Annotated in this window: 19 protein-coding genes; 16 read left to right on the forward strand and 3 right to left on the reverse strand. The window is 40.1% G+C overall.

What is annotated here, in order from left to right; all coding sequences use genetic code 11:
* Window positions 1-196 precede the first annotated feature (196 nt).
* From cotE to NSQ43_RS10125, 8 genes are all read left to right on the forward strand, one after another.
* Window positions 197-748, forward strand: a complete 552-nt coding sequence (gene cotE, locus NSQ43_RS10090) for an outer spore coat protein CotE (RefSeq protein WP_339249826.1) — start codon at window positions 197-199, stop codon at window positions 746-748.
* 125 nt (window positions 749-873) lie between these two features.
* Window positions 874-3,432, forward strand: coding sequence for a DNA mismatch repair protein MutS (gene mutS / locus NSQ43_RS10095; protein ID WP_339249828.1), 2,559 nt, complete (start codon window positions 874-876; stop codon window positions 3,430-3,432).
* A 67-nt stretch (window positions 3,433-3,499) separates the two neighbouring features.
* The gene (mutL, locus tag NSQ43_RS10100) at window positions 3,500-5,338 is read left to right on the forward strand and encodes a DNA mismatch repair endonuclease MutL (RefSeq protein WP_339249830.1); all 1,839 of its coding nucleotides are present in this window, start codon (window positions 3,500-3,502) and stop codon (window positions 5,336-5,338) included.
* A gap of 39 nt (window positions 5,339-5,377) precedes the next feature.
* On the forward strand, window positions 5,378-6,871 hold the full coding sequence (glpK, locus tag NSQ43_RS10105; RefSeq protein ID WP_339249832.1) for a glycerol kinase GlpK: 1,494 nt from the start codon (window positions 5,378-5,380) through the stop codon (window positions 6,869-6,871).
* A gap of 17 nt (window positions 6,872-6,888) precedes the next feature.
* On the forward strand, window positions 6,889-7,815 hold the full coding sequence (locus NSQ43_RS10110) for an alpha/beta fold hydrolase (RefSeq protein WP_339249834.1): 927 nt from the start codon (window positions 6,889-6,891) through the stop codon (window positions 7,813-7,815).
* Window positions 7,799-8,749, forward strand: coding sequence for a tRNA (adenosine(37)-N6)-dimethylallyltransferase MiaA (gene miaA, locus NSQ43_RS10115; protein WP_339249836.1), 951 nt, complete (start codon window positions 7,799-7,801; stop codon window positions 8,747-8,749). Before NSQ43_RS10110 ends, miaA begins: the two co-directional genes overlap by 17 nt.
* Before the next feature lie 41 nt (window positions 8,750-8,790).
* The gene (gene hfq / locus NSQ43_RS10120; protein ID WP_283731766.1) at window positions 8,791-9,015 is read left to right on the forward strand and encodes an RNA chaperone Hfq; all 225 of its coding nucleotides are present in this window, start codon (window positions 8,791-8,793) and stop codon (window positions 9,013-9,015) included.
* A gap of 114 nt (window positions 9,016-9,129) precedes the next feature.
* Window positions 9,130-10,398 carry a methionine gamma-lyase family protein gene (locus NSQ43_RS10125; protein ID WP_339249839.1) on the forward strand — a complete coding sequence of 423 codons (1,269 nt, stop codon included), beginning with the start codon at window positions 9,130-9,132 and terminating at the stop codon, window positions 10,396-10,398.
* A gap of 47 nt (window positions 10,399-10,445) precedes the next feature.
* Here NSQ43_RS10125 and lexA read toward each other — a convergent pair whose 3' ends face one another.
* Window positions 10,446-11,066: a transcriptional repressor LexA gene (gene lexA / locus NSQ43_RS10130; RefSeq protein ID WP_339249841.1), complete on the reverse strand. Its 621-nt coding sequence runs from the start codon at window positions 11,064-11,066 to the stop codon at window positions 10,446-10,448.
* A gap of 196 nt (window positions 11,067-11,262) precedes the next feature.
* Here lexA and NSQ43_RS10135 point away from each other — a divergent pair, with 196 nt between their 5' ends.
* The 6 genes from NSQ43_RS10135 (at window position 11,263) to NSQ43_RS10160 (ending at window position 15,638) form a co-directional block, all read left to right on the forward strand.
* A complete protein-coding gene (locus NSQ43_RS10135) occupies window positions 11,263-11,577 on the forward strand; it encodes a LysM peptidoglycan-binding domain-containing protein (RefSeq protein WP_339249843.1) in 315 nt (104 codons plus the stop codon).
* Window positions 11,577-12,239 (forward strand): recombinase family protein, encoded by a 663-nt coding sequence (locus tag NSQ43_RS10140; RefSeq protein WP_339249844.1) that lies wholly within the window; start codon window positions 11,577-11,579, stop codon window positions 12,237-12,239. The genes NSQ43_RS10135 and NSQ43_RS10140 overlap by 1 nt, the downstream gene beginning before the upstream one ends.
* A gap of 91 nt (window positions 12,240-12,330) precedes the next feature.
* Window positions 12,331-12,564 carry a DUF896 domain-containing protein gene (locus NSQ43_RS10145; RefSeq protein WP_339249846.1) on the forward strand — a complete coding sequence of 78 codons (234 nt, stop codon included), beginning with the start codon at window positions 12,331-12,333 and terminating at the stop codon, window positions 12,562-12,564.
* Window positions 12,565-12,671: 107 nt separating this feature from the next.
* Complete coding sequence (tkt, locus tag NSQ43_RS10150; RefSeq protein WP_339249847.1) at window positions 12,672-14,678, forward strand: transketolase; 2,007 nt, start codon at window positions 12,672-12,674, stop codon at window positions 14,676-14,678.
* A 164-nt stretch (window positions 14,679-14,842) separates the two neighbouring features.
* The gene (gene sirA, locus NSQ43_RS10155) at window positions 14,843-15,289 is read left to right on the forward strand and encodes a sporulation inhibitor of replication protein SirA (protein WP_339249849.1); all 447 of its coding nucleotides are present in this window, start codon (window positions 14,843-14,845) and stop codon (window positions 15,287-15,289) included.
* A 124-nt stretch (window positions 15,290-15,413) separates the two neighbouring features.
* Window positions 15,414-15,638: a YneF family protein gene (locus NSQ43_RS10160; protein WP_339249851.1), complete on the forward strand. Its 225-nt coding sequence runs from the start codon at window positions 15,414-15,416 to the stop codon at window positions 15,636-15,638.
* A 66-nt stretch (window positions 15,639-15,704) separates the two neighbouring features.
* Here the strand turns inward: NSQ43_RS10160 and NSQ43_RS10165 are convergent, their stop codons facing one another.
* Window positions 15,705-16,073: a TIGR02328 family protein gene (locus NSQ43_RS10165; protein WP_339249853.1), complete on the reverse strand. Its 369-nt coding sequence runs from the start codon at window positions 16,071-16,073 to the stop codon at window positions 15,705-15,707.
* A gap of 133 nt (window positions 16,074-16,206) precedes the next feature.
* Entirely contained in the window at window positions 16,207-16,683 is a 477-nt protein-coding gene (locus NSQ43_RS10170) for a pyridoxamine 5'-phosphate oxidase family protein (protein ID WP_339249855.1), read from the reverse strand.
* Window positions 16,684-16,839: 156 nt separating this feature from the next.
* On the opposite strand from NSQ43_RS10170, the gene NSQ43_RS10175 reads away from it, so the two are divergent.
* Together NSQ43_RS10175 and NSQ43_RS10180 are read left to right on the forward strand one after the other, a co-directional pair.
* Window positions 16,840-18,015: an AAA family ATPase gene (locus NSQ43_RS10175; RefSeq protein WP_339249857.1), complete on the forward strand. Its 1,176-nt coding sequence runs from the start codon at window positions 16,840-16,842 to the stop codon at window positions 18,013-18,015.
* A 13-nt stretch (window positions 18,016-18,028) separates the two neighbouring features.
* Complete coding sequence (locus NSQ43_RS10180; RefSeq protein ID WP_339249859.1) at window positions 18,029-19,450, forward strand: VWA domain-containing protein; 1,422 nt, start codon at window positions 18,029-18,031, stop codon at window positions 19,448-19,450.
* The last annotated feature ends 74 nt before the right edge of the window (window positions 19,451-19,524 follow it).

The following is a 19,524-nucleotide window of genomic DNA, read 5'->3' on the forward strand; positions in this document are numbered from 1 at the left end:
CATGTCTGAAGCGACTCGAGGGCCTGACGCCTGGAGCTGGATCATAACAAAAGCGCAGGGCGCGTTTAGCTAAATGATAAAAAAACCGATGAGGATAAATTTCCTCATCGGTTTTTTTCACTTTCTGGGCTCGTGTTGCATAGGATAGGTAGAAGTCAATGAAGGAGGAAGCGAACTGAAAAACATACGGCAAATTGTGACGAAGACTGTTATTGCGAAAGGGAGAAAGCGCACGGAATCGACTGTAACACTTAGGCCACCGAATAATCCATCCAGTATTTTAGGCTGTTGGGTAATTAACCACACACATCAAGCGAAAAAAGTTGGCAAATACATCGAAGTTACAGGTAAATTTGATGTTAACGTCTGGTATTCGCATCATGACCACTCAAAGACTTCCGTCTATTCCGAAACCGTACCGTATAAGGATCGTATTAGGCTCCATTACCGTGATGAGCCAGTATCCGGGCAGGAAGATATTATTGTCAACGTCGTCCAACATCCTAATTGCACCGAAGCACTTATCTCTGAAGAGGGCGAAAAGTTCCTTATTAAAGTAGAAAGGGAATTGGTAGCAGAAGTCATTGGAGAAACAAAAGTGGCTATTACAATCCATCCTCATCAATTTGAGGAGGAGTGGGCAATCTCCGATGAGTCATCTTCCCACGATGGGCATGATCACAAACCAAGTTTCAAAGCGGAAGGTAAGCATCAGGAAGATAGAGGAAAAGATTCTCGACCATTCTAAGCCGGAATAAGCACCCGGCTTTTTTTGTTTTATATGAAATTAATCAACTTTTGAGCTTTGTTACTGTGATAGGGTTTGTTTTGATATAATAGGGGAAAACGTAGATACAGTGAGTGAGGTTTAAAATGACAACATATACACCGATGATACAACAATACCTACAAGTGAAATCCGAATACGAAGACGCCTTTCTATTTTTCCGCCTCGGTGACTTCTACGAGATGTTTTTCAACGACGCAATCGAAGCATCCAATATTCTCGAAATCACACTAACAAGCAGAGACGGAGGCAGCGCAGATAGAATACCAATGTGTGGTATTCCATATCACTCCGCAGAAGGATATATCGAAACACTTGTGCAAAAAGGCCATAAAGTTGCAATCTGCGAACAAACAGAAGACCCAAGAGCCGCTAAAGGAATTGTAAAGCGTGAAGTCGTAAAAGTGATAACTCCAGGTACAATCACCGAAGGTAAAACAATTGATGCGAATGCAAACCACTTCATAGGAGCTGCAGACCAACTGGAAGATGGTCGGTATGCCCTTGCTTATGTCGACCTTGCAACAGGAGAAGGAAAAGTGGAATTTGTTTCAGGTGATGAAAGAACCTTAATTAGTGAAATCGAAGCGTTAGGCATGAAGGAAATCGTTGTCCGTGAACGTCTGCATATTACATTAAATGAAGACATGGCAAAAAGGGACATCGTACTTTCAATGGAAAACGGAGATGAAGAAGAAAACCCAATTCTTACTCAGTCCGAAATTCCTTTGAAGATGATGGAAGCTTGCGTTATTCTCCTATCTTATTTAAAACGCACACAAAAATCGAGCCTCGATCATTTACAACCATTCGAATACATACAAAAGACAGACAAACTTTCTATCGACGCCAACTCGATGCGGAATCTGGAACTAATAAAGTCTATACGAAATGGAAGTAAAGAAGGAACGCTTTTCTGGTTGTTGGACGAAACCTCCACAGCTATGGGCGCAAGGAAGTTAAGAATATGGATTCATCAGCCACTTGCAGACAAGTCCGCAATCGAAGACAGGTTAGAGCTTGTAACCGATTTGATAGATGATTATTTTCTACGAGATGAATTGAAGTCTTCTTTGAAAGAAGTTTATGATCTTGAACGGCTCTCAGGTAGGATTTCGATGGGCAGCGCAAGCGGAAGAGACTTGGCCCAGCTAAGGAATTCACTTAGATGCATTCCTAATTTGAAAAACGCATTATCCCAATCCGGCCACGAACGTCTGCAACGTTTCTCTGAAAGACTTGATACATGTGAAGTAGCACTGAAACTATTGGAAGCATCCGTCTCCGAAAACCCACCCCTATCGGTTAAAGAAGGCGGCATCATAAAAGACGGCTTTAATGAAAAATTAGATCAATACCGTGATGCCTCAAGAAACGGCAAGGAATGGTTAGCGGGACTTGAGCGTGATGAACGTGAACGCACGGGCATTAAATCATTGAAGATTGGGTACAATCGCATATTTGGCTATTATATTGAGATTACAAAATCAAATATTCATCTTGCTGATTTAACAAGATATGAACGAAAGCAGACTCTTGCCAATGCGGAGAGATATATTACTCCTGAGCTAAAAGAAAAAGAAGAATTGATATTAAATGCAGAAGCTGAAGGACAAGATCTTGAATACACTCTTTTCTGCAATGTTCGCGATGAATTGAAAAGTCATATTCGAAGAGTGCAGCAATTAGCAACTGTATTATCTGAGTTAGATGTCCTTCTATCTTTTGCAACAGTCTCGGAAAAATATCGATATACAAGACCGCAATTCCATAATGGACGAGCGATGGAAATTAAAAACGGTCGTCATCCCGTTGTTGAGAAAATGATGGATCAGTCGCTATATGTACCGAATAGTTGTGTGTTGGCAGAAGACGCCAATATGTTGTTAATCACCGGTCCAAATATGTCAGGAAAAAGTACATTCATGCGACAAGTTGCTTTGACAGTAATTATGGCACAAATCGGCTGTTATGTTCCTTGCGAGTTCGCTAAACTGCCTGTTACTGATCAGATATTCACAAGAATAGGAGCAGCTGACGACCTTGCATCAGGGCAAAGCACATTCATGATGGAAATGATGGAATCCAGATATGCCATTGCAAATGCCACTGAAAAAAGCCTTCTTCTATTCGATGAAATCGGTCGTGGAACATCGACGTACGATGGAATGTCACTTGCTCAAGCAATGATGGAGTTCATCCATGATGAAATTGGAGCGAATACACTTTTCTCTACCCATTATCATGAGCTGACAAAACTTGATGAGAATTTAAGTCGTTTAGTGAATGTCCATGTAGCGGCTATGGAACGGGAAGGTCGCGTCGTCTTTCTCCATAAAGTAATGGCTGGTGCAGCGGATAAAAGCTATGGAATTCACGTAGCTCAACTTGCTGGACTTCCGGATTCTATCGTGATTCGGGCGAAGGAGCTATTGGACAACTTTGAGAGCGAACAGACAAAGCTCACTAATGAAACAAGCGCCACTCAACTATCATTCTTTGACTTACCAGATGAAACCGAACCGATTTCAGAAAACGACAAATCAGTACTTGAAGCATTGGAGCATACAGATTTACTTAACCTAACCCCAATGCAAGCAATGCACCTAATAATGGACTGGCAAAAAGAACTAAAAAAGATTTAAAAGTATATAGAAGTAGATAACATGACTTTGTATTTCTTTTAAGAATAAGCAACGAGGAGGGATTTCGATGGACATCATTTCAGTAATGGACGATTCATTATCAAACAAAATTGCAGCAGGTGAAGTCGTAGAAAGACCCGCCTCAATCGTCAAAGAACTCGTCGAAAACTCAATCGATGCAGACAGTACATCAATTGAAATTGCATTGGAAGAAGCGGGTCTCACGTCCATACGTGTAACGGATAATGGGAAAGGGATGTCCCGCCATGATGCCATCCTTGCATTTGAACGTCACGCAACAAGCAAAATCTCAAATGAACATGATTTATTCAGAATCAAAACCCTCGGTTTCAGAGGAGAAGCATTGGCAAGTATCGCTTCTGTTTCAAGAATCAGTCTATGGACATCTGACGGCGAAACGGAAGGAACTAAAGTACAAATCGATGGTGGAGTTGTTTTAGACCAATCGGAAGCTGCCTTCAGAAAAGGAACAGACATGACGATTTCACAGCTTTTCTACAATACACCAGCAAGATTGAAGTATATGAAAACGATACAGACTGAACTTGGTCATACAATCGACCTCGTCAATCGTCTGGCTCTAAGTCATCCGGATATTGCTTTTAAATTATCGCATCATAGTCAGTTGATCCTTCAAACTTCCGGTAGTGGAGACCAAAGAAGGGTGTTAAATGATATATATGGGATGGCGGTAGCGCGAAAAATGGTACCTTTTAGTGGAGAGAACGCCGATTTCAAAGTGAACGGATTTATCACATTGCCCGAGATGACACGGGCCTCCAAAAATTATATGACTCTTATCGTGAACGGTAGATGGGTGAGAAGCTATGCTGTGACCCAGGCAATTCTTGACGGGATGCACACATACTTGCCGATTGGAAGGTATCCGATTGCGGTCGTAAATGTAGAAAGCGATCCGTTTCTTACCGATGTGAATGTTCACCCATCCAAGCAGCATATCCGTATAAGCAAAGAGGGCGAATTACTAACGCTCATTAACTCAGCTGTCCGTGATGCAGTCAAGCGAACTATAATCGTTCCGAATGCGGTTAAAAAAGAACCCGTCACAAAGATTCAATCAGAACAAACAACGATTTGGAGCGATATAGCACCTGCCAGAAAAGAGAAAGAACAAATAGTTGAACAAAAAAGGCCAGTATTTGTTGAAGAAAATGCTTTAGCTCAAACCGTTTATGTTCCACCCACTCCAACTGAAATAAATAGAACTGTACAACCGGAAAAAATAATGGAAGAGCCTGAAGAAGAGCTTGTCAGTGCAACAATAGAAGAGCCTGAAAAGAGATTCCCTTCACTAGTTCCTGTCGGTCAAGTGCACGGGACTTATATAATCGCGCAAAATGAAGATGGTTTTTACATGATTGATCAGCATGCCGCTCAGGAACGTATTAAATATGAATTCTTTAGAGATAAATTGAGTAAAGTTGAAGTAGATGAAAGGCAAATGCTCTTAATGCCTCTCATATTCCATTATTCAGGCAATGAAAAAGTGAAACTTGAAGAAAATATGGCGGCATTGCATGAAGTCGGTGTTTTCCTTGAAGAATTTGGCCCGTCTTCTTATACAGTGAAAGAATATCCGGCATGGTTTCCAGCAGGAGAAGTGACATCCCTTATCGAAGAATTGATTGAACAAGTTTTAACGACAAGGAAAACAGATATTGGAAGACTTCGCGAAGAAACGGCCATTATGATGAGTTGTAAGAAATCGATAAAAGCAAACCATCATCTCTCGTTTAATGATATGGAGAAATTGCTATCAGACTTGTCACACGCCGAAAACCCATATACATGTCCGCATGGAAGGCCGGTACTTGTACACTTTTCAACATATGAGATAGAGAAAATGTTTAAAAGAGTAATGTAAACTTTAATTGAAACACGGATTAAGGGAGTGGAATAGGGAATGGGAAAATTCATTTTAGCCATCGACCAGGGAACGACTAGCACAAGGGCCATTCTTTTTGATAAAGAAGGTAAAATTGTTCATGTAGCACAAAGGGAGTTCAGTCAGATTTTCCCTAAGCCAGGTTGGGTAGAGCATAGTGCTAATGAAATTTGGGGTTCGGTATTATCCGTCATTGCTTCGGTTCTTACGGAAAGTGGAAATCAGCCGGAAGATATTGACGGAATCGGTATTACAAACCAACGGGAAACGACTGTCGTTTGGGATAAGAATACTGGCCAACCGATCTACAATGCAATTGTTTGGCAATCCCGGCAAACTCAACGGATAGTTGAAGAGCTACGTGAAAAGGGAATTGAACAAAGCATTCGTGAAAAGACAGGACTGCAATTGGATCCCTATTTTTCAGCAACTAAGGTGAAATGGATATTGGATGAAGTTGAAGGCGCGAGAGAACGTGCGAGAACAGGTGAATTACTATTCGGCACAATCGATTCATTCCTGATTTGGAAGCTATCTAACGGTAAAGTCCATGTCACTGATTATTCCAATGCATCTCGGACAATGCTCTTTAATATAAATGAGCTTACTTGGGATAAAGACTTATGTGACCTTTTGGATATCCCGATGAATATGTTACCTGAAGTGAGAGAATCGTCAGAAATATATGCATATACAGCTCCATCGGTCTTTTTTGGAGCCGAAGTACCAATTGCGGGTGCAGCGGGTGATCAGCAATGCGCACTTTTCGGGCAGGCTTGCTTCCATGAAGGAATGGCAAAGAATACGTATGGCACGGGCTGTTTCATGTTGTTGAACACTGGTGAAAAACCTGTTCAATCCAATAATGGATTACTGACTACTATAGCATGGGGAATAGATGGGAAAGTCACCTATGCGTTGGAAGGCAGCGTATTCGTTGCCGGATCTGCCATCCAATGGCTAAGGGATGGCCTGCGAATGATCCAGAAAGCGGAGGATTCAGAGACCTATTCAACACGTATCGCATCGACGGACGGGGTCTATGTTGTTCCAGCTTTTGTCGGGCTTGGTACCCCGTATTGGGACTCCGATGCAAGGGGAGCCGTATTTGGACTGACCCGGGGGACTGAAAAAGAGCATTTCATCAGGGCGACGGTAGAAGCATTAGCCTACCAAACAAATGATGTCTTGCTGACAATGGAAAAAGACGCGGAGAAAAAGATAAATATCTTACGGGTTGATGGTGGTGCAGTTGCCAACACATTCCTTATGCAATTTCAAAGTGATCTTTTGCAAATAGAGGTAGAGCAGTCGGCATTTTTGGAAACGACCGCATTAGGTGCTGCATATCTCGCGGGTCTTGCAACAGGATTCTTCGATTCGAAGGAAAAAGTTGAGTCGTTATGGGCAAAGGAAAGGACCTATTCGCCTAAAATGGAACCAGAAACAAGGGATGTGCTATATACAGGATGGAAAAAAGCTGTCGAGGCAGCAAGAGTGTTCAAGCTCTGAACTGGAGGGGATCAATATTGCATGAAATTCAATTGGAAATGAACGATGGTGTAAAAATCCATTCAATCTATGCGAAGCCTGCGAGTCAGCCAATCGCACATATTCATCTCCTTCATGGGATGGCGGAACATATCGGAAGGTATAAGGATTTCGTCAAATACCTTGTTGAAAATGGATACGCGGTTTCTGGCCATGATCATCGGGGGCATGGCCAAACTGCCCAGTTGAACGGCAAATTGGGTTCCTTTGGCGTTGGTGTTGGATTCGACCGTATCGTTGAAGATGCACATGAAGTCGCAAATTATTATATGAATAAGTTGCAAGCACCGCGTTTCATTTTAATTGGCCATAGTATGGGGTCATTTATTGCAAGGAGATATGCACAATTATTCGGGAATGAACTGGATATATTGATTTGCTCGGGAACTGCGTCGGATACGGGAGTGAGCCGACTTGCGGGACAAGCCCTTGCGAAGTTGAAAGGACATATTACGGACTTTGAAAAACAGGATTACTTTATCAATAAATTAGTGTTCGGCTCTTTTAAAAATTCAGTGACCTCTCCTGAAACTCCATTTGATTGGCTGTCGAAAAGAAAAGAAACAGTTGAAGAGTATATTAATGATCCACTTTGCGGATTTGTACCGTCAACAGGATTTTTCCTTGAACTTTTTAATGGGATTTCCACAATCCATAAACGTGAACAAATTCGTCAAACACCTGCAAATTTACCCATTTTGCTCTTATCGGGTTTGCACGACCCTGTTGGTGAACAGGGACACGGTATATGGAAGGTTGCGCGTCAACTTGAAAATGAAGGACTAAAAAATGTAACGGTCATGCTTTACGAAGGCGGCAGACATGAAATGTTACAGGAAGTAAATCGTGATGAAGTGTATGATTTTATAAAAGGCTGGATCGATAAAAATGAAAAAGGCAATTAAAGTAATAGCAATCGTCGGTCCCACGGCATCAGGCAAAACTGCATTAAGTATTGAGCTTGCCAAAATGTTGGACGGCGAAATAATCAACGGGGACGCAATGCAGGTATATAAAGGTTTGGATATCGGAACAGCAAAAATAAAAGAAGATGAAAAGGACGGAGTTCCCCATCATTTATTCGATGTGAAAGGGCCTTCGGAGTCATTTTCTGTTGCTGAATACCAATTTGCAGTCAGGAACTGCATCGATGATATTCTGAGAAGGGGAAAGCAACCGATTATCGTCGGGGGGACCGGGCTATATATTCAGTCTGTTCTATTCGATTTCAGGTTTACGGATGAGGCATCTGATGAGACTGTAAGAACGGCTCTCGAAACTGAATTGGCAACTGATGGCGGGCCGGAACGTCTGTATAATCGTCTACTTGCGTTAGATCCAAACAGTGCAGAAAAAATCCATCCTAATAATCACAGAAGAATAATCCGTGCGTTAGAAATTATAGAAGTTACGGGCAAAACTAAAAATGAACATGAAAAAGGAAAGGGACGCATCCCGGTATACGATCATTTGATCATTGGAATGGATATGGACCGAGAAGTCCTCTATGATAGAATCAATCGAAGGGTAGATCAAATGATGGAGGAAGGGTTACTTGCTGAAGCGAGTGATTTATGGGATAACGGAATCCGGAATGTCCAATCTGTCCAGGCAATCGGTTATAAAGAAATTCATATGTATTTAGAGGGTAAATTGTCGCTTGATGATGCTACAAGCTTAATAAAACAAAATACACGTCATTATGCAAAACGGCAAATGACCTATTTCAGAAATAAAATGGATGTTTTTTGGGTGGACGCGCTTTTAGATGCGAAAAAAATTGTTCATGGAATTTTATTAATTTTAAAGGATTTTAATCGAAACGAATCGAATAAGTAAAAGAGCACTAGAAATATAGAAGTAATTGGAGGCTGGGGTGTATGTCACAAGGTAATATGCAAGAAGTGTTTTTGAATTCTTTGAGGAAAAACAATACATTTGTCACTGTTTTTCTGTTGAACGGTTTTCAATTAAAAGGACTTATCAAATCATATGATAATTACACCGTTCTGCTTGAATCGGATGGTAAGCAGCAATTGATCTACAAACATGCGATTTCAACCTACGTACCTGCAAAACCGGTGCTATTGAAGGATGAAGAATAAGTAATTGGCTTAAGAACAGGGGAAATACTCCTTGTTCTTTTTTCTTTCTCATTGACCTGTACCGTCAGACTGATAAGATAATGAGGTGACTAATTGTAGGAAAGAGGAATAACAATGAGGATTCATGAATTTACGACAGAGATTGCTACAACAGCTGAAGAGGTCGAACAAAAACTTATTACATATTTTAAAGATGTTGAAAAGATAGCGTTCTTCAACCAAAGGAAAGTTCTATCAGCATACCGAAAAAACATGGTCAGCGATTTTCATCTGACTGGTTCTACGGGATATGGCTATGATGATAGTGGTCGGGATACACTCGAACAAGTGTATGCAGATGTATTTGGTGCAGAATCGTGCCTTGTACGCAATCAGATTATTTCAGGGACGCATGCAATATCACTTAGCTTATTTGGTGTACTGAGGCCAGGGGACGAGCTTCTATATATAACAGGAAAACCATATGACACACTTGACTCGATTGTATCAGGTCAGGGGGAGGACACGGGTTCGTTAAATGATTTTGGTATCTCTTATAAGCATGTCGACTTGATTGACGATGGCTCAGTTAACTTTGAAGAAGTGAAAATGAACATTCATAGTAAAACAAGAATGGTCGGTATTCAGCGGTCCAAAGGGTATTCAGACCGTCCTTCATTTACGATCAGTCAAATTGGGGAGATGGTGCGATTTATTAAATCGATTGATCCCGACATAATCGTATTTGTTGATAATTGTTATGGTGAATTCGTGGAAACGACAGAGCCAACCGAAGTTGGTGCCGACTTGATGGCAGGTTCACTTATTAAAAATCCGGGTGGGGGACTTGCAAGAACGGGTGGCTATATTGCTGGGCGTAAGGATCTTGTGAAAAAATGTGCCTATCGGATGACTTCTCCTGGAATTGGAGCAGAGGCAGGGGCATCACTTGATACATTACTTGAAATGTACCAAGGTTTCTTCCTTGCCCCGCATGTTGTCAGCCAAGCCGTAAAAGGTGCACTTTTCACTGCGGGCTTCCTTGAAAGTTACGGATTTGATACAACTCCGCATTATACAAACAAGCGAACAGACTTGATCCAATCAGTTAATTTTAGTAATGCGGATCAAATGATTGCATTTTGTAGAACCATTCAGGAAAACTCTCCGATTAACGCTCATTATGCGCCTGAACCGTCCTATATGCCAGGATATACCGACGATGTGATCATGGCTGCAGGTACATTCATACAAGGATCCAGTATAGAGCTAACGGCTGATGGCCCGATTAGACCCCCGTATACTGCTTATGTACAAGGTGGATTAACGTATGAACATGTAAAAGCTGCTGTCATGTCATCTGTAGAGAAACTTTTTGAAGATAAATTGATTGAAAGAAATTAAAAGAGGGAGTCCTGGTCGATGCTATAAGACTGGGACACCCTCTTTTATTAATGGATTTGCCGGTAAACGCCTACGACTTTGCCAAGAATTGAAACATTATTGACGATAATAGGTTCCATTGATTCGTTTTCAGGCTGTAAACGGAAATAATCTTTTTCTTTGAAAAATCTCTTCACAGTTGCCTCATCTTCTTCTGTCATTGCAACGACAATTTCGCCATTGTTCGCTGTTTGCTGTTGTTTAACAACTACATAGTCACCATTCAATATTCCGGCATCAATCATACTGCTACCGACAATTTCTAACATGAATAGTTTGTCGTCTGAAGTTCCATATGCATCTGGCAATGGGAAGTACTCTTCAATATTTTCAATTGCAGTAATCGGTAAGCCAGCAGTTACCTTTCCGACTAAAGGTACATGCACTACTCCGGATTTCATAGCTTCGAGTCCTTCAGGATCCAATACCTCTATAGCACGTGGTTTAGTAGGGTCCCTTCGTATAAAACCTTTGCTTTCGAGGCGTGCGAGATGCCCGTGAACAGTTGAACTGGATGCCAATCCTACTGCCTCCCCAATCTCCCGTACCGAAGGCGGATACCCTTTTGCTTTAACCTCTTCTTTAATGAATGATAAGATATCCTGCTGCCGTTTTGAAATTTTTTTCATATTTCCACCCCTCCAGAAAATTAATAGTTAGGATATACGCGATTGGTATCCCGCGCCCGTTTAATTGCTTAAGAATAGTATAACAGGTGTTCGGGTCGTTAGCAAACAAAGGTTCGAATGTTTTGTTGACTTATTAAAATACTTATCTTATAATGAGAACATGTATTCCGAACATATATTCTTGGAGGTATAAAACATGACTTTATTATTTCGAAAATACGGCTACATTCTATTAATAGTTTTTCTTTGCACAGCCTTCACTATTGCAGGTGTAATAAAAGAGTCGAAAAAAAATATATTCATTGAGATTACGGTCAATGAAGGAGATACACTATGGGGATTGGCACAAGACTTTTCGGAAAATAAACGAACGAATAGATGGGTTGACGAAGTGATGGTATTAAATAATCTTCAGACACCAATGATTAAAACCGGTGAGAAACTTAAATTGCCAGTTTCCGCTCCTGTATCAATCGATGAAAAGCTTGTTGAAATGGCAGGGGAAAAATAATGACAGTTGAATTAAAGACTTGTGTTATCTATTGTAGAGTTAGTACAAACAAAGAGGCACAGGAAACTTCCTTAACAAGGCAGGAAGAAGAACTAATAAAACTGTCCAATAGCCTTGGATTGAAAGCATTGCAAGTTTTTAAAGAGAAACATAGCGGCTATGATATGGATCGTGAAGGGCTGCTTGATTTATTGGATTATATCAAAGATAAAAAAGTGGACGCTGTCCTTGTTCAAGATGAGACAAGACTTGGCAGGGGTAATGCAAGAGTCGCCATTCTTCACTTATTAGCAAAAACGAATACAACAATTATTACGAATCATGACAACGGGGCACTGAAACTGAACGAAATGGACACAATGCTTCTTGAAATACTGGCAATAGTCGAGGAGTACCAACGTAAATTACATAATGCTAAAATTAGAAGAGGCATGAAAAGGGCAGTTCGTGAAGGCTATAGGCCCGAAAAAAACTTAAAGAATAAAGGAAATCTCGAAGGACGAGAAAGAATAGACGTACCGTTAGAGGAGATCGTCTCACTGCGAACAAAAGGTCTGACGTTTGAAGAAATTGCAAGTGTACTGAGGGGACTTGGTCACGATATTAGTAAAGCAACGGTACATCGAAGATATAAGGAATATGAAATGAAGCAGGAAGGCTGATTTGTTGCACTTCCTGCTTTTTTTGTATACCTTCAAAGTATATAAAAGCGTTAAACGCTTTAATTTTAGTATTTTTTATTGGAGGAATTTGATGTTAACACCAGATAAGATAAAACGTATCAATGAGCTATCAAAAAAATCAAAGACAATAGGATTATCGATTGAAGAAGCAAAAGAACAAACTCAATTACGAAAAGAGTACTTGGAATCTTTCCGTTCATCAATGCGTGACACTATCGAACACGTAAAAGTAATTGACCCTAAAGGAAATGACGTAACACCTAAAAAAGTGAAAGATGCACGAACAAATAAGTATTTGAACTAATAACTATATAGAGTCACATATCGTGGATTGTAATTCATCCCTATTTTGACTACACTATAGAAGGTAATCATGAAGAGAAGAGAAAGTCGGGAAAGGATGTCTAATTAATGACCGTAAATGTTGATCAGTTAGCAATTAACACAATCCGAACATTGTCCATCGATGCAATAGAAAAAGCCAATTCCGGCCATCCAGGTTTGCCAATGGGTGCAGCTCCAATGGCTTACACACTCTGGACGAAGCATATGCATCATAATCCATCAAATCCACATTGGTTCAATAGGGACCGTTTCATACTGTCAGCTGGACATGGTTCAATGCTGCTATATAGCTTGCTCCATCTAAGTGGCTATGGACTTCCAATGGACGAATTAAAGAATTTTAGACAATGGGGTTCCAAAACACCTGGCCATCCTGAGTATGGCCATACAGTTGGTGTCGAAGCCACAACTGGACCACTTGGACAGGGTATCGGTATGGCGGTTGGTATGGCGATGGCAGAAAAGCACTTGGGAGCTGTTTATAACCGTCCTAATTTTAACATTGTTGACCACTATACATTTGCGCTTTGCGGAGATGGAGACCTAATGGAAGGTGTAGCTGCTGAAGCTATTTCTCTTGCAGGGCATCTTCAGTTGGATAAATTGATCGTGCTTTACGATAGCAATGATATCTCCTTGGATGGCGACCTTGATAAGTCATTCTCTGAAAACATTCGAAAACGATTCGAATCATACGGATGGAATTACATCCGTGTGGATGACGGAAATAATATCGGCCTTGTTTCTCAGGCGATTGAAGAAGCTAAAGGAAATAGTGGCGGTCCTACAATCATTGAAGTCAAGACAGTTATCGGATATGGTTCTCCAAATAAATCTGGGAAGGCCGATGTTCACGGTGCGCCACTTGGCGAGGATGAAATGAAGCTTACTAAAGAATACTATAAATGGACTTACGAAGAGGATTTCTGTGTCCCTGAAGGAGTCTATGAAGCGTTTAAAGAAGCAACGGATGAATTGGGTGTTAAAAAAGAGGAACAATGGAAAGACTTGTTCGCACAATATGAAAACACTCATGCTGATCTTGCCAAGCAACTCAAGGCCGCAATTGAAGGAGAAATGCCTGAGGGACTGGAAGAGGTAATGCCGAAATATGAAGCGGGATCATCCCACGCAACACGCTCCGCTTCCGGGGACGCAATCAATGCAATCGCTAATGTGGTGCCTTCTTTCTTCGGAGGAAGTGCTGACCTCGCAGGTTCAAATAAGACTACAATTAAAGGAGCTGGGGATTTCCTTCCTGGGGACTTCTCAGGACGCAACATCTGGTTCGGTGTCCGAGAATTTGCAATGGGAACTGCATTGAACGGAATGGCGCTACATGGTGGGGTAAATGTCTTTGGCGGAACATTCTTCGTGTTTAGTGATTATGTAAGACCTGCAATCAGATTATCAGCTCTAATGGGAGTACCGGTAACATATGTGTTCACGCACGACAGTGTTGCAGTTGGGGAAGACGGGCCAACACATGAACCTGTTGAGCATCTTGCTTCTTTACGTGCAATGCCAGGTTTAACAGTCATACGCCCTGCAGATGGTAACGAGACATCTGCTGCTTGGCATATTGCGGTGACGTCTAAAAACAGACCAACTGTTCTTGTTTTATCTCGTCAGAATTTGGAAGTACTCCCGACAACCGGTGAGCTTGCAATGGACGGGGTAAACCGTGGTGCCTATACAGTATCTCCAGCGGAAAAAGAATCGGCTGACGGTATCTTAATTGCGACAGGATCAGAAGTTAACCTTGCTGTTTCTGCTCAAAAGAAACTTCGTGAAGAAGGAATAGATGTGGCTGTTGTATCTATGCCTTCATGGGATTTATTTGAAGAACAAGATGAAGCCTATAAGGAAAGTGTTTTGCCTAAGGCAGTTAAGAAACGTCTATCTATCGAAATGGGTGTTTCCCTCGGCTGGCATAAATATGTTGGTGACGAAGGTGCGAGCCTTGCTATCGATATGTTCGGAGCAAGTGCACCGGGTGAAAAGGTTATTGCAGAATATGGTTTCACAGAAGAAAATGTTATTCAGAAAATGAAAGACATTTTATCTAAATAATTAATTGAACGCTTCATGGAGCAAATAATTTCTTCCATGAAGCGTTTTTTGATGACTGATTCAATATTTGGAAACATCCGACAATATTAGTGTCTTTTTTTAACGCGTTTTGACAAACTTTTCGCATTAGTTAGGGTATGATATGAACTAAGGAGGTGGCGGTCATGAGGACTTATGATATCTATAAAGTGAAAAAGAGATATCAATCATTCATACTTGGAAGAGAAGGACTTCTATACAATTTATTAAAGGATTACGAGCAACAGCAACCTTTGCAGGAAGTGAAATACCTATGTGATGAAATTGAAGAATCAACGATTGACCAGGCAATCCTTGGTAACTTGGGAAAAAGCTTTACAAAAGTGGAAAGTGATGATGGAGAATATAGGCTATCCCATCCGATGAAGGGATCCATTCATATTTCATTGACTCCGTATTCCCTTCAAGCTTATTGCGATGGGTCAAGAATGTTGGATCTTGATTTGTTTGTTGCGCTGTCTGGATCTGAAGACCGATTTTTCGCTGTAATGGACGAGCGTGGTGAATGGGGCTGGCTAAAGCCAATTAAACAAGATAACCGGTTGATGACAGAAGGGACAATCCTTTTTTAGAAAGAAACTGTAGGAATTCATGGAATAATTTTGGTGCCAGTCATTGCTATCTTCCACCCCTTTGTTGTATAATCCATCTTGGTAGAGTAAACTTGATTTAGGAAAGTGAAGGAGGGAATAGCGAATGGGCACGACTTGGTGGATCCTAATCGTCGTTGTCGCATTAATAGCTGGTGTGGCCCTCGGATTTTTCATCGCACGCCAATATATGATGAAATATTTGAAAGAGAACCCGCCGATTAATGAGCAAATGTTACGTATGATGATGATGCAGATGGGACAAAAACCTTCACAAAAGAAGATTAACCAGATGATGAATCAGATGAACAAATTGAATGATAAAAAATAATTGACACAAAAAGACCTTTTTAAGGGTCTTTTTTCTTTTGTTTGATTTAGCCAACAATCGTAGAATTCATTGAGGAATATGAATGCCTTTATCGGCTAAGTTTTCAAGACATTCAGTTAGGTACTTTCCGTTGTGTTCAGGGTATTTTAGTGTATCATCTGGACTCTCTATTAAGTGATCGTATGGGGGGCAATTTTTTCCTCGGTAGGCTGGATCTTCCCATTTTAGATCATTTTGATAGCCCCTTCGTTTCATTTCACCCATTACTTTCATATGGTAATGATATAGTTTCAAGGGAGAATATTCGAATACATAATCAACTGTAGCATGCTTCTTCCTCCACCCTAATCCCCTTAAAGCGCAACACTCCCGATGTTGGCCAAGCAATTGTTGCCTCGGAAGTTTCGAGATCAATTCCTCATGCCATAAACGCATTAAGACACCCACTTCTATATAGGTTTTTCATTTGGATATTATTCAAAAAATGTCAAGTTGAGGGTCAAGCATTCTCGGTCGGTTTTATATTCGCAAAATGGGTTGTCCTATTTCCAGACAACCCATTTTGCATTTAGTCATTTAACTTAAGCGTTTCATTAATATTGGTCGATTCTGCACTTTGCCCTGTCATTCGTTTGTAGAAATAGGCTATTTTCTTTGTGAAGTTTCCGGTTTCCCAATATTCGGCAGCATCAGCTTTAACCTTTATTAAAATAACATTAGGATCATCATACGAAGTTTGCATTATTTTCTCATATGCTTTGTTCCATAATTCTTCTTTCTTGTTGAGATCTTCAATGATTTCAGCTTGTCCACGGACGGAAACATATGATTTACCTGCATATGACACATTCACATCTTTATCATGTAATATTTCCTTATATTTATCTGTCTCTTTCTTTGTAAAAAACCACAAGTCGCCATCAAATTCAACTTCTTGTGTTTTCATTGGACGAGAAATAAGCCCTTCTTCAGATTGTGTTGTAAGCATTGCAATTTCCACGTCTTTAATTAACTCTCTTAATGTTTCAATTTCACTTTGTTCCATTACATCACCTCGTTAATGTTTATGAGAATATAGTACCCTCTGCAGCAATTATTAATCATATAAAGGGAATTAACAGGTATGACGAACAGAATAACAGATGTTAGTGATGGAGAAGCTTATTAGAAAAACATTGGTAAGTGATAGGAGTAGTCGTTAATGGAGATCAGTTTACTAAAAGAAATTAAGGCCGCGTTAAATGCTAAATTTTATGAACGCGAGGCAGAAGTTGAAGCAATTCTGATTGCATTATTGTCGCGGCAGCATGTACTCATGGTTGGCCCTTCGGGTACTGCAAAATCTGCATTAGCCATAGAGTTCGCGAAAATTATACAAGGCTCACAATATTTTCAATGGCTACTAACGAGGTTTAGTACACCTGATGAGTTGTTTGGTCCCTTATCTTTGAAGGATCTGGAACAGGGTGTATATAGGCGTAATACAGAAACAAAATTGCCTGAGGCAAATTTAGTTTTTTTAGATGAAATTTTTAAGTCAAATAGTGCTATTTTAAATAGTTTATTGACAATCATTAATGAAAGGGTTTTTTACAATGATGGGTCTCCGATTAAAGTCCCTTTGATATCAGTAATAGGTGCTTCGAATGAATATCCGGAAGAAGGCGAAGGACTTGAAGCGTTATTCGATCGTTTTCTACTTCGCTTTGAAGTGGAGTACATAGCGGATAATTCAAATTTTATTTCTATGATGAAAAATACAGGACATAACGTGCAAATACCAACCATAACTATGGAGAACTTGAAACAGTTTCAATCCTTAACAGATTCTGTGATTATCCCGGATGAAGTATTTAAGGCTATTTCAAAAATAAGACAAGAGCTGCGGGATGAGGGGATACGACCGTCGGACAGAAGGTTTAAACAGTCATTAAGCGTCTTGCAGGCTCGAGCGTTGATCCGTAAAAGAAATATCGTGAGGGTTGAAGACCTTGTTATCCTTGAAAATATTGTTTGGGAAACGATTGACCAAAAAGATACAGTGTCATTCATTGTTCGCAAGTATGCACAAGATACTGTGATTCAAAAGATTGATTCGATACAAAATGAACTGAGAGATGTGTACAATGCTATAAAGTTGGATAATTCGGTAGAAGCCGGAATGGAAGCAACACAAAAAATGAAGGCATTGGAGGCGGATTTAAGTAAGCTTAAATTGAATCAACAGGGTCGGGATGAGGAAATTGACGCCTTGCTTGTTAAAGTGCAATCGATTCAGCAAGAAATCCTTAACTCAGTTTTAGAGCCAATGTTTTATGATGCATTACACTCTAAAAATGAAATAGAAAAGTCGTCTGGTATATTTTACAGAATGTGAAAGGGGTACCTGAGTGAGAAGGAGCAAAATCTATGAAGAGAATAATTCAGTGTTGAATACGGATGCGTTTGACAGAAGACGTTTCAAAGAGATTCTTGAGATGTCACAAAGGCTACAAAAGTTAAGCGATGAGTCTGTATTACCTACATTTGAACCATTGCTGAGTGATATATGGGCTTCCCAGTTTAAGATGAAACCGGTAATACGCGATAAGGACGTTGATGAGATATTTTCGGTAAATAAATTATTTATGAAAGTCATTATGGCAGATGAGTACTTTACTTATTACAGAAGTTTTACCCGTTTAAATGATTTGGCATCTACCATCTGTACTATAAAATTTGGAGAAATGATAAATGATTGGTTAAATCAGAAAGTAGAAGAGGACAAAAATCTTCAAGATCAAGTCCGCTATGTTCAACAATTACTAAGAAAACAACAAAAGCAGCAAATTCAAGATGTTGAGCAGAAAAGCCTTGTGGATGCAATGAGTGAATTAAATACCGGATTACAGCAGATTATTTTAGGTAATAGCGATTGTTTCCTTCAGTCGATGGATCAAGCCCGAAAGGAATCGAAGCAAGTAAATGATGGCATAAAATCATTGTTAGGCGGTATAAGTGCTGGGAATGCCGAAACAACAATAAAGAAAGTGCCTTTACGCGATCAAATCATCTTAGCAGAGAAACTTGCATCTTCAAAAAACATGAGAAAAATAGCTGATTGGGCAGGTCGCTTTAAACAGATTGCACAGAAAAAACAAAAGACAAAACAAGACCAATCAGTAGAAAGAAAGGGAGTGACTATTGGAAACGACATTGAAAAATTGCTTTCAGTTGAATTAAGCTTATATGCAAATCGGCTGACGAAACTGGATTTCCTTCGCCGATTTGCGGAAAAACAAACGATGCAATATGAACAAATAGGATGCGAGGATTTGAAGAAGGGTCCAATTGTACTTTGTCTTGACCAATCCGACAGTATGAGTAGCCTTGACGCCAAATCAAAAGGGTTTGCATTAGCACTTTTATCAATTGCAAAGAAGCAAAGAAGAGATTTTTGCTTGGTGTTATTCTCTTCGAATGTTCAAGTTTTTGAATATAGAAAAGGGAAGATAGCGATCACTCAAATGGTCAGACTTGCACAGACATTTTTAGGGGGAGGAACAAACTTTGCATTTGCACTGAATGCCGCAGTGAAGGTAATAAGTAAAAGTCGTTTTAAAAAAGCGGATATCGTTTTTATCACAGATGGAGAAGATCGAGTAACGGATTCATTCCTAAAATTATTCAATGAAGAGAAAAGCAAGAGGACCTTTAAAGTACTTTCCCTCATCATAGGAAGCAACAGTAAAACTGTGGAGCAGTTCAGTGATAGGTTAGTCACAGTTAAGGATATTGATGACGAAGGAAGTTTTACAGCGTTTGAAGTGTAGAAAACTGTGTTTCTTTTTTCCGCCACTGAGTTAGTCGGAAATTGATTCTGTTTTCATGTTATAATAGGAATATA

This window comes from Sporosarcina sp. FSL W8-0480, assembly GCF_037963765.1.
Taxonomy (GTDB): Bacteria; Bacillota; Bacilli; order Bacillales_A; family Planococcaceae; genus Sporosarcina.

Bases quoted from the DNA above. Each gene is read 5' to 3' on its own strand.
- NSQ43_RS10125 (WP_339249839.1), top strand. From the start codon at position 9,130: ATGAGGATTCATGAATTTACGACAGAGATTGCTACAACAGCTGAAGAG.
- NSQ43_RS10140 (WP_339249844.1), top strand. From the start codon at position 11,577: ATGACAGTTGAATTAAAGACTTGTGTTATCTATTGTAGAGTTAGTACA.
- NSQ43_RS10145 (WP_339249846.1), top strand. From the start codon at position 12,331: ATGTTAACACCAGATAAGATAAAACGTATCAATGAGCTATCAAAAAAA.
- NSQ43_RS10165 (WP_339249853.1), bottom strand. From the start codon at position 16,073: ATGCGTTTATGGCATGAGGAATTGATCTCGAAACTTCCGAGGCAACAA.
- tkt (WP_339249847.1), top strand. From the start codon at position 12,672: ATGACCGTAAATGTTGATCAGTTAGCAATTAACACAATCCGAACATTG.
- NSQ43_RS10175 (WP_339249857.1), top strand. From the start codon at position 16,840: ATGGAGATCAGTTTACTAAAAGAAATTAAGGCCGCGTTAAATGCTAAA.
- mutL (WP_339249830.1), top strand. From the start codon at position 3,500: ATGGACATCATTTCAGTAATGGACGATTCATTATCAAACAAAATTGCA.
- sirA (WP_339249849.1), top strand. From the start codon at position 14,843: ATGAGGACTTATGATATCTATAAAGTGAAAAAGAGATATCAATCATTC.
- miaA (WP_339249836.1), top strand. From the start codon at position 7,799: ATGAAAAAGGCAATTAAAGTAATAGCAATCGTCGGTCCCACGGCATCA.
- glpK (WP_339249832.1), top strand. From the start codon at position 5,378: ATGGGAAAATTCATTTTAGCCATCGACCAGGGAACGACTAGCACAAGG.
- mutS (WP_339249828.1), top strand. From the start codon at position 874: ATGACAACATATACACCGATGATACAACAATACCTACAAGTGAAATCC.
- NSQ43_RS10135 (WP_339249843.1), top strand. From the start codon at position 11,263: ATGACTTTATTATTTCGAAAATACGGCTACATTCTATTAATAGTTTTT.
- lexA (WP_339249841.1), bottom strand. From the start codon at position 11,066: ATGAAAAAAATTTCAAAACGGCAGCAGGATATCTTATCATTCATTAAA.
- NSQ43_RS10170 (WP_339249855.1), bottom strand. From the start codon at position 16,683: ATGGAACAAAGTGAAATTGAAACATTAAGAGAGTTAATTAAAGACGTG.
- hfq (WP_283731766.1), top strand. From the start codon at position 8,791: ATGTCACAAGGTAATATGCAAGAAGTGTTTTTGAATTCTTTGAGGAAA.
- NSQ43_RS10160 (WP_339249851.1), top strand. From the start codon at position 15,414: ATGGGCACGACTTGGTGGATCCTAATCGTCGTTGTCGCATTAATAGCT.